General features: G+C 39.1%; 10 protein-coding genes and 1 tRNA gene. 6 read left to right on the top strand and 5 right to left on the bottom strand.

The genetic code is table 11. The features are described 5' to 3' along the window. The first annotated feature begins 165 nt into the window (after positions 1 to 165). The 4 genes from RRG12_RS26110 to RRG12_RS26095 all read left to right on the top strand — a co-directional run bounded on the left by RRG12_RS26110 (position 166) and on the right by RRG12_RS26095 (position 4493). The gene (locus tag RRG12_RS26110; protein ID WP_420761176.1) at positions 166 to 1647 is read left to right on the top strand and encodes a lipopolysaccharide biosynthesis protein; all 1482 of its coding nucleotides are present in this window, start codon (positions 166 to 168) and stop codon (positions 1645 to 1647) included. A 177-nt stretch (positions 1648 to 1824) separates the two neighbouring features. After that, positions 1825 to 2988 carry a polysaccharide pyruvyl transferase family protein gene (locus RRG12_RS26105; protein ID WP_420761175.1) on the top strand — a complete coding sequence of 388 codons (1164 nt, stop codon included), beginning with the start codon at positions 1825 to 1827 and terminating at the stop codon, positions 2986 to 2988. Further along, positions 2981 to 3826, top strand: coding sequence for an FAD-binding protein (locus RRG12_RS26100; RefSeq protein ID WP_420761174.1), 846 nt, complete (start codon positions 2981 to 2983; stop codon positions 3824 to 3826). Before RRG12_RS26105 ends, RRG12_RS26100 begins: the two co-directional genes overlap by 8 nt. Before the next feature lie 595 nt (positions 3827 to 4421). Beyond that, positions 4422 to 4493: transfer RNA gene (locus tag RRG12_RS26095), tRNA-Gln, on the top strand. Positions 4494 to 4581: 88 nt separating this feature from the next. Here the strand turns inward: RRG12_RS26095 and RRG12_RS26090 are convergent. Continuing rightward, entirely contained in the window at positions 4582 to 5061 is a 480-nt protein-coding gene (locus tag RRG12_RS26090; protein ID WP_420761173.1) for a hypothetical protein, read from the bottom strand. Positions 5062 to 5277: 216 nt separating this feature from the next. Here RRG12_RS26090 and RRG12_RS26085 point away from each other — a divergent pair, with 216 nt between their 5' ends. After that, the gene (locus tag RRG12_RS26085) at positions 5278 to 6576 is read left to right on the top strand and encodes a hypothetical protein (RefSeq protein ID WP_420761172.1); all 1299 of its coding nucleotides are present in this window, start codon (positions 5278 to 5280) and stop codon (positions 6574 to 6576) included. Between the two features lie 85 nt (positions 6577 to 6661). Here RRG12_RS26085 and RRG12_RS26080 read toward each other — a convergent pair whose 3' ends face one another. The 4 genes from RRG12_RS26080 to RRG12_RS26065 form a co-directional block, all read right to left on the bottom strand. Continuing rightward, positions 6662 to 7807 carry a SpoIID/LytB domain-containing protein gene (locus tag RRG12_RS26080; RefSeq protein WP_420761171.1) on the bottom strand — a complete coding sequence of 382 codons (1146 nt, stop codon included), beginning with the start codon at positions 7805 to 7807 and terminating at the stop codon, positions 6662 to 6664. 189 nt (positions 7808 to 7996) lie between these two features. Then, positions 7997 to 10189, bottom strand: a complete 2193-nt coding sequence (locus tag RRG12_RS26075; RefSeq protein ID WP_420761170.1) for a GumC family protein — start codon at positions 10187 to 10189, stop codon at positions 7997 to 7999. Between the two features lie 583 nt (positions 10190 to 10772). Further along, on the bottom strand, positions 10773 to 11732 hold the full coding sequence (locus tag RRG12_RS26070) for a ribonuclease Z (protein ID WP_069073705.1): 960 nt from the start codon (positions 11730 to 11732) through the stop codon (positions 10773 to 10775). Positions 11733 to 11842: 110 nt separating this feature from the next. After that, positions 11843 to 12232 (bottom strand): hypothetical protein, encoded by a 390-nt coding sequence (locus RRG12_RS26065; protein ID WP_420761169.1) that lies wholly within the window; start codon positions 12230 to 12232, stop codon positions 11843 to 11845. A gap of 1390 nt (positions 12233 to 13622) precedes the next feature. Here RRG12_RS26065 and RRG12_RS26060 point away from each other — a divergent pair. Beyond that, positions 13623 to 15371: an endonuclease gene (locus RRG12_RS26060; RefSeq protein ID WP_420761168.1), complete on the top strand. Its 1749-nt coding sequence runs from the start codon at positions 13623 to 13625 to the stop codon at positions 15369 to 15371. Positions 15372 to 15581: the final 210 nt, after the last annotated feature.

Here is a 15581-nt window from a genome sequence, read left to right as displayed (position 1 = left end):
ATATAAATAGCAATTTTCGTAATATATAAGTCGCTTTGCATGGTAATCATAAACTTACACAGAAATAGGGTAAGACCTAATGGCGTGAAAAAATAATCCAGCTACTTAAGGCTGAAAGCATTAAAAATACATATTACCTTAGATTCTTTTATTGGTAAACTATTAATGGAATCACCTCAAACCTCATCAAATTTACGAGAAAAAGCTGTTAAAAGCGTTATTTGGACAGCTATTGAAAGTTGGGGACGCCAAGCAATATCTTTAGTTGTTTTCTTTATTCTAGCTCGTTTACTTAGTCCAGAAAATTTTGGTTTAATTGCTCTAGCATATATTTTTATTGAATTTGTACAAATTTTTGTTGACCAAGGATTCTCTGTAGCAATTATCCAGCGTCAGGAGATAGATGCGGAGCACTTAGACACTGCATTTTGGACAACTTTAGGGATAAGTATACTCTTGACCGTGTTAAGTATTGCTGGTGCTGGATTAGTCGCTGATTTACTTAAACAGCCGCAGTTAATACCAATTATTCAATACTTATCTATAAGTTTTACGCTTAGTGGGTTGAGCAGTGTGCAGCAAGCGGTTCTTGAACGTAGGTTCGCATTCAAAAGTTTAGCAATACGCTCACTACTAGCAGTGATAATAGGTGGGATAGTTGGCGTAGTGATGGCTTTTTTCAATTTTGGCGTTTGGAGTCTTGTAGGTCAACAAATATCTAGTAGTTTAGTGCAAGTTTTAGTATTGTGGCGAGTTAGCGATTGGCGACCAGGATTCAAATTTTCTGTCATACATGCTAAAGAACTTTTTACCTTTGGAATTAATATATCTGCATTTAATATAATTAACTTTTTCAATCGCCGATCCGATGATTTACTAATTGGCTACTTTTTAGGACTAGTTGCATTAGGTTATTACTCAGTTGCTTACAAATTGCTTCTAGTAATGATGCAAGTCTTGATCACTACCACAACTAAGGTTGCACTACCAATATTTTCTAGGTTACAGGGAGAGCCAGAACGGTTACTCAATGCTTTCTATAGTGCTACTCAGTTCACAAGTCTACTTGTTTTTCCAGTATTTTTGTGTGTACCAGCGTTAGCACCTGAATTTATAAAGGTCTTTTTTGGTGAGCAGTGGATTCAGAGTATTCCAGTATTGCAAGTACTATCGCTTATTGGCCCTGTTCACTTAATTTTCTTTTATAACAATTCTGTAATTCTGGCGCTGGGAAAACCTTCGTGGAGGCTATGGATACAAGTGATAAATACAGTTACTAATGTCGTCGGTTTTGCTCTGGCAGTCAAATGGGGCATTGTAGCTGTTGCATCTGCTTATGTAATTCGTGGTTACTTAATATTACCTATTTCGTTATTAGCTATTAATAAACTTGTTAAAATGAGTTTAATTAACTATTTACGTTTGTACATAGTGCCTTTTGTAGCTTCTGGAGTAATGATTGGAACTATATTAATAACTAAATATTTCTTTGGAAAATTTATTGAAGCGTGGATGCTACTAATTATTTCATTGCTATTGGGTATTTCTATTTATATTTTTGTTCTCTCAGTAATATCGCCAAAGCTTTTCAGACAATTACTTGACTTAGCAAGAACTTTGAATATCAAAATAACAAAGAAAGCATGATACATAACATGTTAACATCTTTACAATAACAAGATTTTAATACTTCTTAACTAATACTTAATATAATGTAGCTAAATTATAAGAAAAAATATTCGACTTCATACAACTAGTTAGCAAAGAATATTAGCTGTCAAATTAACACCAGAATCATAGTTTAGTTTATCAGAGAGAGGAAATATGAAAATCGGAATTATAACTTTTCACCATGTGGACAATTACGGAGCAACATTGCAAGCTTATGCTCTCTGGAATTTTCTTAACAGTCAAGGATATGATGTTGAAATAATAGATTACCGGCCTACTAAGATAGCATGGATATATTTTAGGTCTTTACTTCCCATCAAAAGGGTAAAAATTAATATTAATGAAAATAAAAAAATTCGGATTAATGAAAAATCCTTCATTAATATTTCAAGAGCTTGGAAAATGAGGCGTTTCCTACTTTCTAATCTGAAGTTAAGCAACAGAAAAGTTTATAGTAAGAAAGGTTTGGAATACTATAAGGACAAGTATGATGTAATAATATGTGGCAGTGATCAGGTATGGTGTCTAGATTCTTTCAGAGGATATAATTCTTCTTTCTTTTTAGATTTTGTTAACAATACAACTACTCGTAAGATAAGTTATGCAGCGAGTTTTGGCAACACTATAAAATTAGGAGATTTTCAAAAAGAAATATATACCTTGATTAATCAGTTTCAAAGTATTTCAGTTCGTGATTCTAATAGTTTAAAAATTATTACCAATGAATGCGAAAAAGAAGCTGTGAAAGTTTTAGATCCTACTTTTCTAATTAATTATGATGCACTGAAAAGGCCTCCAAAAATAAAAGATCAATATCTTTTGTTATATATTCAATCTGATATGGAAACAGAAGAGGAATATTTTATCAAATTACTGGCAGAAGAGAAAAACCTCACTATAGTTTCAGTTGGTAAATATAATCAATTAGCACAAATAAATTTAGAAGCTGCAAGTCCAAAAGAGTGGATTGGATTATATAGCCAAGCATCTTATATCGTAACTAATACTTATCACGGTGCTGTGTTTTCTATTATATTTAAAAAACTTTTTAACGTATTTGTTCCTAATGATAAATCAAATAAAGTAACAGATTTACTTATTGATTTAGGTTTGCAAAATAGGATATTCTCTGACCAGTTAAAATATCAAATACTGAGCAAGCAAATCTTTGATATTGACTATAAAACAGTACATGAAATCCTAGAATCAAAAATCCTAGAATCAAAAAAATATTTAGTTGAAGCGATTACACAAGGAGTAGTTGATAGTAGAAGTAACGTTGAATACAATAAGGAGTATAAAGGGGTAGATGTCTAATTTAAAGATTGAGTCTTTAACATCAAACAGTCTTTCCCACTATAGAACTCAACATCACTTTGAGCGAGTAGGAGAGATTAATAGTGTAGATGACCTTCAGATGTATTGTAACTGGGCTAAAGAAAACAAAGTAAATATCTACATAATTGGAAATGGTTCTAACACGTTGTTTGTGAAAAAAAATATTCAATCGTTGGTATTGAAAAATAAACTGCTTAAGTACACAAATCCTCTACCTGAAAACAGACTAGAAGTGTCCTCTTCTGTTTCAGTTATGGAAGTACTCAAGTACTGTTACCAAAACTCTATGGATTCTTTTTATTATCTTGCGTCTGTACCAGCAACGATTGGTGGTGCATTAGCAATGAACGCTGGTAGAGGAAGACAACATGGATGTACAATATATGACTTTGTTGAAAGTGTAACTTTCTTTGAGGATGGGTGTGTCAAAACACTTCAAAATAGTCAAATTGCACGAGATTATCGTGAAACTATATTTACTGGTATGCACTCCAAACTTATATTGAGTGCAATTTTCAAGTTTGAACTTACAGAATTTACCGAAAATCCTCTAATTTCAAGGCAAATTTGGGCAAAAGAGCATCAAGATAATACAGCACCTAACTGTGGCTCGGTATTCAAAATTGCTAATTATCGCATACTTCAAAAGCTCAGAGGGATGTCTATAGGTAAAGCTATGTTTTCTACTAAAACGAGTAACTGGATACTCAGTAAATCCCAAAGTAGCTATTCAATAATTCTACTAATTAAAATAGCTATGATTTTGCATTTTATAACTAGACAAAAAATTGCTCTCGAAGTAATTACAATTGATTAATGATTTAATTTACAGTCAAAAGTATAGAGTACTATCCATTCTTAAAAAGCTGAAGAAATGGCGCTTTTGCAAAGTACATATTTCCCAAAGCCTGATAAATCCAGCTTCGAAAAGCCTTTTGGGAGAGTTTGACCAATGCTAAATCTTGATTTTCTTTACTTAATTGGGTACTCTGCTAGGAATTCAGACCCCTTTTGAATAAGCAGCCCTAAATTATTTTAATTTGGTGGAGTCTTAACCCCTTGCTCCCTTTCGGTTGCGGCATAGGGAAGTAGGCAGGAGGCAGCAGAACTACATTCTTCTTCCCTCTGCCTTCTTTGATAAAAAGAAATAGCGTGTCCCTATTCAGGAGGAACAGACCATAAGGCGTTCATCATCAAGTGAAGCAGATTTTAGACACAAAAGAATCGCGATCGCAGAATTTTCTGCCTTAACCACAAAGATTCAAGGGTTAACCCAAAGTCATGAAAGAGCCTAAGTGCAAGGATTTCGACCAATCAATACCCAAGGTTAAAAACCTCTTATCTGAAATAAACTATTAAAGTACTTGACATTAACCCAGGACTAAATGCTATATTTACTATAGTGAATTCATTGGGGCGTCGCCAAGTGGTAAGGCAGCGGGTTTTGGTCTCGCCATTCCTGGGTTCGAATCCTAGCGCCCCAGTCAACCTAAAGACAGGCATAACAGCCTGTCTTTTAGAGTATTTGATTGTATTTTAAGATGCTTCTCAATGCATCTAATTTTATAAATCTTACTTGTCAGGCGATTTGAGAGCTTGATCCAAAATCTGCCGAGCCTGTTCTGCTTTAGATCGCGCTTCTTGGTAACGCACATTAGCTTGGGCAAAATTTTTGAGAACTTTAAAACCTTCCTTGAGTCGAGTAATTTCCTCTTCTGTTACCGACTCATCGGAGAACAGAACATCAACCGCTTTGCGAATTTCCAACGCTTCAGATCGTGATTCCTGAACTTTCAGCTTGAGTGTGGCCAGGTTACTCAAAACCTGGACAGCTTGTGTAATGGTATCCTCACCGCTAGCAGTATCAATAGTTGACTCTTTAACCTCAATTAATTGTTGAGGGCCAAATCCTTCTTCCAGTTCCGTAGGTAGTTTACCTGCATCCATCAGTTCCATCAACTGATCCATTGCTTTGTCACGGGCTTTGGCTGAATCTTTTCCAGAAACGGTAAGGATAATTTCTGGGCTTTGAGCAAGAGTGTATTGAACCATATTTGAGCAGAAAATTTGCTGATTTAACCAAGCTGAGGAGAGTAATTATATCATTTTGCGTGTCAGATCATTTGTTGATTGTCTAGTCAATTAAAGAGTTGAAGACCGAACGTCAACACTTTGAATTTTGAATTGTTACCTCTACCCTTGCTAAGTCGCTCAAAATAAAACTTTATACTTAAGAAAAGGAATAATTTTCAATAGGAGGGGAGAGCAATGGCTCCCAGTCCCACCATCATGCAGGCTGTGGAACAACTGGGTTATCGTGTCACTGTTGGTGATGTGGCAACTCAGGCAGGATTGAACGTCGCTGAAGCTAATCAAAGCTTGTTAGCCCTGGCATCTGATGCTGGGGGACATTTACAGGTAGCGGATTCAGGTGATATAGTTTACCTTTTTCCACAAAATTTCCGAGCAATTTTGCGTAATAAATACTTCCGATTACGATTGCAGGAATGGTGGAAAAAGGTCTGGAGTGTTCTGTTTTACCTGATTCGCATTTCTTTTGGAATCTTCTTAACTGTTTCCATCGCCCTGATAACTGTTACCATCTTCATCATCATTACCGCTGCCAATTCAGACCGTGATGGCGACAATCGGGGCAGTAATTCCGGTGGTGGGGGGTTCTTCTATTTTCCTAATTTATTCTGGTATCTTAGCCCAAATTATGACACCCACTACCAGGAACGACGACGCGGAAGCCAGGAAGAAAGCAATCTAAATTTCTTTGAAGCTGTGTTTTCGTTTTTGTTTGGCGATGGTAATCCTAATGGCAACCTAGAAGAACGTCGCTGGCAAGAAATTGCTACAGTGATTCGGAGTAACCGTGGTGCAGTGGTAGCAGAACAAATTGCCCCATATTTGGATGACATTGGTGAGGGATATACAAGAGAGTACGAAGATTATATGCTGCCCGTTCTGACGCGATTTAATGGGCAACCAGGGGTAAGTCCAGAAGGGCAAATTGTTTATTACTTTCCAGAGTTGCAGGTGAGTGCAACTAAAAAGCGCCGTCATGCAATATCAGATCACTTGGAGGAATTTCCCTGGCGTTTTAGTGCCGCAAGTTCAGGGCAAATTATGCTGAGTGCTGGGTTGGGGGTAGTCAATTTTGTTGGTGCCTTAGTACTGGGAAGTTTGTTGAGAGATGGCACTATTGCCGTCCAATTAGGTGGACTGGTAGCTTTTGTGCAAGGAATTTATTGGCTGCTATTGGCTTACGGAGTAGGTTTCTTAGGCATACCGTTATTGCGTTATTTTTGGATTCGGTGGCGTAATCGCAAAATTGGCGATCGCAACCGCGATCGCCTTTCCAGAGCAAGGCTATTGGCAAGCCCTGATGCACCTTTGCAACAAAAAATCGACTATGCCCAACAATTTGCCGCAGAAAAAGTCATTGGCAACAAAGATTTAGTGTATTCCAGCGAAACTGACTTACTCGACCAGGAAGTTGAGCGTTCTGCACAAATTGACGCTGAATGGCAACGGCGCTTGGAACGGGGGAGTGGGGAATAGGAAGCAGAGGGGCGGAGGGCGGAGGGGCAGGGGAAATAATCAATCCCCAATGCCCCATGCCCAATGCCCCATGCCCCATTCCTGATTACTTCGCCTGAATTGGTGTTAGGGCTACACCTTGATAATAATGTCCCAAAATTTGTAGGTGGTTCACTCCTTGCCGAGCCAAATTATACGCCCCCCACTGACTCATGCCTAAACCATGACCGAAGCCAAGTCCTTGGAGTACAAAATTGCCATCGGCTCCCTTCGTGACGCTAAAGCGGGTACTTTTTAGCTTCAGCGCTGTCCGCACTTGCTCGCGCTGTAAAACTTTTGTGCCCTTGCTACCGACAATTTTCAAGACTTTAACACTGCGGAAAGGCGAGAATGTTTCTGGAATCATCGCCGTCACATTGCCCACTTCAGGGAATTTAGCACTAATCTCACTGGGCGAGAAGGTTTTTACCCAATTACACGCACTGATATTTTGATCGTAGTCTTGAACAGCCCGTAGGTACGGCAAGGCATTTCCCCAAACGTCTTCCACGTTTTCGGTATGTCCTCCAGAACAAGCGTGGAAAACTGAGAGAATAATCTTGTTGTTATAAGTTAGTACTTGCCCTGCTGTTTCATCCACTGCTTTGTAAGTAGCAGGAGATTCACTGATGACGCCTTTGTAAATTTGCCAGCGATCGGGGGTATTGCCTAAATCGTAAATGGGATTATTCCGTTGTTTTTCTCGTTCGTAGAGGGCATAAGTGCGGGCTGCGATCGCTTGGGCTTTTAGTGCTTCTTGGGGCCAGCTAGCATTCATTTCGCCACCGAGAACGCTGTAGAGATATTCTTGATCATCAACCCAGTTAACAGCAGTTAAGCCTTTTTCTGTGGGGACAACCAGAGTTCTGCCTCGATACCAGCGATCGCCAATATAAACGAATCCTTTACCAGTTGGCTCAATCCAAAATAAACCAGACTGCCACTTATCTAAAGCAACTCCACCAGGAATGGCTTGGGCATAATATGCACTCATCGCTGGTAACTGTCCAAGAGTCCGGCCAGTACTATCCTTGACAATCCCAGTGGTGGAACTGCCCACTTTTACCTGATTAACGCCCCTCTCAATTGCCACGCGCAGAATTACAGACGCTTGGGCTGGGGCAACCAAAGCTATCCACAATAAGACACTGACCCACCAATGACGTACTTTAATCTGGGAAAATAAAGAGCCTAAGTAAAGTTGGAATTTCATGCTGATCATCTAATCACACTAGTATCTAATTGACGCTTTGAACTATGGCGTCTACTACTTTAAGATGAGACACTTCTCCAACGCAGGAGGTTGCCACCTCCTACTAATTATGCATTTTGCTTTAGCTATCAGGTAGAAATTAGGTGAAGGGGGTAGGGCAGATGAGGAATACCTCTCTGCTTCTTCAATTTACGATGCCAATACCTTTTGAGAATTGCTCACTTCATTAGCGATAATTCCAATTAAATTCAACTTACTCAAAATTTCTGTTGCTTGAGTTAGTTCTGTTCGGGTCACTTTCCCCATCCGCTCTACCATCACAATACCGTTACAAAAAGATGCCACAATCCTGGCATCAACCGTGCCTAAAATAGGTGGAGCATCTATCAGTACTAAGTCGTAATTTTGTTCAAACAACTCTATTAATTCTTTCATCCGTTGAGAACTGAGCAACTTAACCGTGTCTTCTGGTTCCGGCCCAGCAGTCAAAATATCAATGGAGGGGTGAATGGGCTGGATGTAATCTTGAAAATGGGTAGTTGTCTCATCAACTAATAACAAAGATAGTCCCCAGTCATTGGATAGATCCAGGATTTTGTGCAAGCTAGGATTATGTAGATTAGCATCAATTACTAATACTCGTCGATGCATCCGGCTAGCACTAGCCACAAGCCCTAATACTAAGGTTGTCTTCCCTTCCCCTGGTAGTGCTGAAGTGAACATCAGCGACTTGAAAGGCAAGGGATATTTTAATATTTGAATATTCTGGTAAATCATGTCCAAAGTCTCATGGACGGGCAATTTATTACTGGCTTCTATTACAGAAGAATCTGAGCTTCGCCGACTATTCCAAGGCAGTCCCAGCCGCCGCTTTTTGACACCACGCGACGGTAGTTTTGGTACTGATCCCAATACACGTAGGTTCGTCAGTTTCTTTAAATCTCCTGCACAATAAATAGCGTCATTAAACTTTTCCAAAATTAGGGCTGCTAAGATACCTAAAATTGGCCCAATTGCTGCTCCCCCAACCAAAATTAATAATCTGTTGCTACCCATATAAGTACCCAGAGTAGGTTCGGTCAAAACTTGCCAGTTATATCCTTCCTGAGCAATTTTCAGCCCCAAGGATTGTTGTGCTTGGAGCAGTTGTTCAAGAGTTTTACGACTAGTTTCTACCTTTGGCAGCAGACTGTTGTACTCTGCGATTAAGCTTGGGTATTTGTTTAGTTCAGAGCGGAGTCGCTGTTCTGACTCGGCTAGATTTTTTTCATTGGCAGTTAGTCCTAAGACAGTTGTCTGTACCAGAATTAACTCGTCTACTAGCTTTGGCTCAACCCCTACGATTTGCCCTTGTAAGAGTGGTTCACTTTTACTGCTAGTAGTAATAGTTTTTACTTCTTCTCGTAATAGCGACAGTTGACTTTGGCGTTGCTGCTTTAGTTTTTGTACTGATGGGTAATCGTCTGTATAGCGCAGCCGCTCCTTAGCCAAAGCTAGCTCAGTTTTTTGAATTTCACTCAATAGTGCTTGGTAGCGGCTTGACTGATTTAAACGAGACGAAATTAGTGTATTTTGCTGAGACGAAGACGCTATTTGTTGCTCTAGGTTGCTGTAGCGAGCATTTACATCTTGAAGGTTGGCACGAGTGGTTTGTAGCTGCTGTTGAATATCGGCTAGAGATTCTAGCAGGATTTTACTTTGGACTTCAGGATCGAGTAATTTATGTTTCTTACGAAACTGTTCCAAATTTTTATCAGCTTTACTCACCTCTTTTTTGATCTCAGGGAGGCGAGCGTTTACAAATGCTAATCCCTGATTTAGACGTTCTTTTTGTTGCTCTTTATTGTAGTTTTGATAGACTTTTTGTAGCGCTTGAAGTATTCTTTGTGCTTTAACTGGATTGTCATCATTGAAAGAAACTTCAAAGACTTGATTGAAAACTTTATTAGCTCCTATGCTTTTCTCTTCTAGAGTCACTTCCAGAGGTGCTTTTTTACTCTGTTTTTTTTGACCATTGATATCTTCTAAGGTGATATCAGGATAATCAGAACGAAGTGAATCTACAGCTTTCTGGAGCAGCTTAGAACTCAGCATAAGTTTCATTTGAGTAGTGGAATCAGTAACCTGAGTATCTACTCCAACTGGGATATTATTTGACTGTGTCCCTTCAGATAAATTGGAACTCACCAATATCTGCATATTGCTCTGGTAAGTAGGTTTGGCAATGACAGCTAAGAGGCTAGCCGCTGACATAACTACACAGGAAACTCCCAAGATCAGAAAGCGTCGGCGAAGCAAAATAGTAGATAGTTGTCTGATGTCAACTGCACCTTGTGCTGAAGTAGTAACCTGTTGCTCTTGATTCAGACTAGTCTTAACCACTATCCAACTCCTCTAATATCGAAACACTATATTTATTTGGAAGATTTATGAAAAATGTGAAATGATTTTTTTACACCTAATAGCTGCAATAGCATACTGTATTTTTCTTCCAACGATGACAAGCCCACTTGGCACAATATTATGCCAACTGGCGCTTTCATGTTCATCAATTCATGCATATAAATTCTTAATCAGTGTTGGAAGAATAAATTTTTAATAAATATTTTATTTAAGGAAGAAAAATCTTGACGGAAAATTAATTATTTTTCCTAAGTATTTAAGTAAAAAGTTCTTTGATTCACAACCGTACTATTACAATAAAGTTCTTTTTATAACTTGTAATTTAAAAAACATATTGATAAAAATATTTAAACCATACTATCTCTATATTCTTGATACACTGAGCTAACCGTAAATCGTTGGTTAACTACTTGACTTACTCATATAACTAAACTGCTGTGTATTTGCTGGATGTTAACTTAACTCCAAGATAAAGCTTGGTTAATTTTAGATTTTAGATTAGAAGGGTTCAATAGGAAATCTAAAATCTAAAATCCAACATCTAAAATCTAAAATCTAAAATCTAAACGCCTACTTTGGTTAACTCTACTTCCCGTCGCCTGGGTACTTCATGAATCATAAAATCGTGGGCCATATCAGTACGGGGAAAAATAGCACGGGCTTCTTTAAGGAGATCCTTCAACTCCAAGGTATTTCCGGGAGCATAGCGGGGACTAAAATGACTCATAATCAACCGATGTGCCCCAGCGGCTAAAGCTGTTTGCGCTGCCATTGTGGTTGTGGAATGCAATCGCTGAAAAGCCATATCTGCATCTTGATGAGCAAAGGTTGCTTCGTGAATTAATACATCTACATCATGAGCTAATTCCACTGCCCCATCACAATAAATTGTGTCTGTACAATAGGCAATCTTTCGACCAATTTCTGTGGGGCCGCACAGTTGAGTGCCATCAATCACCCGTCCGTCGTCAAGGGTAACTGTTTCACCGCGCTTAAGTTGACCATAAATCCGACCAGCAGGAATTTGCAACGCTTTGGCTTTTTCCACATCAAAGCGTCCTGATCGGTCTTTTTCGGCTACGCGGTAGCCGAAAGCGGGAATGCGGTGATGCAAGTTACCACAGCTAACGGTGAAGTCCTCGTCTTCATAAATTACCCCTGGACGGATGGCGTGAACTTTAATTGGGTAAGAAAAGTGGGTGTGGGAGTAACGTGAGGCGGAGTGAATGTAATCATTTAATCCAGGTGGGCCATAGATATCGATTCGTTCTACATTGCCAGCCAAGCCGCAAGTAGCAAGAAGTCCCATCAAGCCAAAGATGTGGTCGCCGTGCATGTGGGTGATAAAAATTCGGGAGAGTTGACTGATTTTCAGTTCACTCCGCATAATTTGATGCTGGGTGCCTTCGCCACAATCGAATAGCCAGAGTTCTGCCCTTTGTGGTAATCTCAGAGCGACACTGGAAACATTGCGCGATCGCGTGGGTACACCGGAACTCGTCCCTAAGAATGTTATCTGCACAGTGTTCTTTAGTCTTCCTATTGCTCAATTTGCAACTCTATATTTATATAGTGGCACGGTTGATGAGCAAAATACTTTTTAGAGCCAGTACCTTTGTCAATTTACGATACTTAGGAATAAGGTTGATTTTCCCAATAAGCTAGTTGGGTTTTCAGGGTGCTGATATGGATAATATGACGTTCGACTAAGGTTTTTAGTTGTCGTGCCCTTGCTGTATAAATTTGTTTATGTGCTAATGCCTGATGAACCTCTTTTTCACTGGAATTAGTCAAAGCAACTTGCATTTGTTTTTCCCAAGCGATCGCAAGAGCTTGGACTTTTTCGTAATCTCTTTGAGCAATTTGCTTGGCTGTATTGGATTCAGCGATCGCTTCATGTAAAGTTTTGAGGTAATTATTCCAGGTGTCTGCTAGCGCCTCAATATTTTTGTTGTCTGGTTGGAAAGTCTTGAGATATGAACCTCGTTCGATTTGGTTAAACAAGTTATTTACTTCTAGCATATTTTTATCCCCAGCTAACATTAGGTTGATTAACTATGGCAGTGTTTAATAATTCGTTAAATGCCATATTTGTATTACTGGTGCAGACTTTAGTCAGATTTATAACTTCTTCCAAAGTTGAAAGATTTGTATGATTTATATTTGATCTTTGATGTTTAATTGGTTGTTGATATTTAAAATATATAAAAGCTGATTAATAAATTCATTAGCTTTTTCTGACAAATTAGTTACATTTTGTGTCAGACAACGTTATAGCTTTGTGAAGCAGTGATTTCCGAAAAATCTATGAATTAAAGTCTTTATTAAGCCTGTGTATTATCTACATATTTTGTAACAATTCTAAAACCCAGATTTTAAGAGAGTCTTAGAGGATGTTTTAAAAAGGCTACGGTGTACAGACAAGCTGTTTTACCCCACCCTAACCCTCCCCTTGCAAAGGGGAGGGAACTGGATTTTTATGTTTCCCCCCTTGCCAAGGGGGGATTAAGGGGGGTAATTCGACTTGTGTGTACACCGTAGCCTTATAAAAGGGAGGGAACTTGATTTCTTGGAAAGGGGGGGATTTAGGGGGATCTAAAATTTTTGATATCGACAAGCATTCTCGTAAGAGTAGCCGCTGCGCGTCTACATGAATTGCTCTAAGTCTTATTAATGATAAATACTCAACTTTGTTGATAATTTAATACGTAGGTCTAAAGTTTTTCTGAGTGCTTGCGATCGCACTCGCAAATGTTAAGGAAAGTATAACCAATGGTTAAGTATTGGTTTATTTTAGCCTGATTATCTCTTCGCAAAAAACTGGGATACTCTAGTCGCAATTAAGTACCAAAAAGTAACTTAAAAACCAGTTGATAAATACTAAATAACTGCTGTATTATGGCAATGATTTCTTTTTTGAAATCTAAGCTCGACTTTATCCATTTTCTCTGAACACGATTGCTAACGCTGAAACCTTAGTGGGACTGTTGTTTTACTTTTTCGATTTCACCGAAAATCAGTGACATGGTAAAAGTTTTGCTAAAAGACTAGGGTTTTTGCTGGAGAAAGAGAAGCAAATTCTTAATTTTGGATAAAGTCGAACTAAGTACACCTCTTAATACAAGAAAAAACTTGCACTCAATGCTTGATTTGAGTTGAGACAGATAGATTGTTTTTCACAGCCAAATGGCTTGAGAAGGACTTCAATTTATTTGTTTCTCATATTCTTTGGGATGCAATACTGCTCGGATAAGCATTTTAAACTCGGAATTGGGTTTGGGGAAAAGGTTAAAGGTTAAAAGTTAAAGGTTTTTTCTTTCCCCTTACCCTTTTCCCCAAAACCCGACAAGTATTGCTTTGGGATGGCACTGCAACTGAATTCAGTCTCTATTTGCAACTAAGGACAATGTTCATGAGTTCTATCCGAAAAGTCTTGCAGACACTATGCCTTATTGTTTTTCTTGCATTCTGCCTTCCTTCAGGAATCGCTTATGGTGTAGAAGTTACATCTTTGGTAGGAAGTCCTACGCAACTGACAGTTGCTACCTTCAATGTCGAAAATCTTGATCCTAAAAAGGAAGATGTTTCTAAGGTTGATCGCAATTTGACTAGAAACGTCGATGATGATGTCAGAAACGGTAAGTTTACAGCTTTGGCAAATCAGATTGTTACTAATCTTGAAGCACCAGACATTATTGCTTTGCAAGAAGTACAAGACAATGATGGCGCTGAGTTGAGTTCAGTGGTTGATGCTGCTGTGACAGCTAAGACTTTGATCGATTCAATTCAATCTGTAGGAGGCCCAAGGTATGAATATCAAGAAATTCCTCCTCAGAACGGACGAGATGGAGGCCAACCAGGTGGCAATATTCGGGTAGGCTTTTTGTTCAATCCTCAACGAGTTAAGCTACAAAAACTTGAACGCTTTGCGGATGACCCAGCTTTTTTAGAAAGTCGCAAACCTTTAGTGGGTGAATTTACTTTCAATAATATTCCCATCACTCTGATAAACAACCACTTTGCTTCTAAAAGCGGAGGAGCGGCTTCTAACCCAAGACGGATAAAGCAAGCAACAATTGTGAACGAATTTGTTGCAGATCGCTTAACTACTGACCCCAATGCAAATATTGTCGTTCTTGGCGATTTGAATGATACTCCAGACTCCCGGCCGATAAAAGCTCTTGCAGGAAATCAGCTAGAAAATTTGGTAAACAAAATTCCACTAGCAGACCGCTTTTCTTTTGTCTTTCAAGGAAGTAAAGAACAAATTGACCAAATCCTGATTACTCCAAACTTGCGTAACAATGGAAATCCTGAGATCAATGCTGTTCACATTAACGCAGGTATTTCTAGGTCAGCCAGCGATCACGATCCTGTGATTGCTCGGTTTACTCTATCAGCTGTTGGAGAAGCTACTCCTATTACATCAGTCCCAGTTACCAATCCTGAACCAGCAGTTACACCAAGCACGATTCTTTCTGGGATTACTGGAGATGATTTACTGAAAAAATTAGATAGCCTTTACTCTCCTCGTACTAGCCTTGGATATGGTAGCGCTCGTGACCTGCTCTACACCAAAATAGATAACCAAGGCGGTATATTAACAGACATCTACGCTGGTTACAGTGTGCCGCTCAACCAAAATTCAGACAAACCCAGAGAAGAAGCTGCACGACACAGAATCAATGCAGAACACGTTTGGCCGCAGAGCATGGGAGCCGAAGGCCCAGCAAAAAGCGATTTGCATAACCTTTTTGCTTCACGGATGGAAATTAATAGCGATCGCGCCAACTTTCCCTTTGGAGATATTCCTGATAATCAAACCACTTCTTGGTATCTCGACGATGAAGAACTGAGTTTGAAACCGAATCCCCAAGATATTGACAAGTACAGTGAATTCAAACGGGGATTTTTTGAGCCACGGGAGGCGAAAAAAGGAGATATTGCTCGGATAATTTTCTATTTCCGCACAGTCTACCCAGAACTAGCAAATGCCAGCTTCTTTGAGAAACAAAAGGATACTCTCTGTAAGTGGCAAGGAGAAGATCCAGTTGATGCTGGGGAGGTAGCACGCAGTAATGCGATCGCTAAAACACCCCAAGGTAATGATAATCCCTTTGTGTTAGATCCTACTCTGCCACAACGAACCTACTGCAATTAAAAAGTATAGAGGTCTTAACTCTATCCTATTTGAAAGAGTTTTAGACCTCTGATATTTTTGGTATAGCGGTTCTCCACAAGCGTGAAGTACAATTTTGACCTCACTTCCATTCCTCTCTCTTAAAAGGCTACGGTGTACACACAAGTTCTAAAAACCTAGCTTGATAAGCATTTCCTCGTTCCCAGTTTCCGACTGGGAATGCATTCATTG

The sequence above is a fragment of the Nostoc sp. CALU 546 genome (assembly GCF_048836525.1).
Note: the sequence above shows the minus strand (reverse complement) of the source record. Positions and strands in the feature narration are given on the sequence as shown.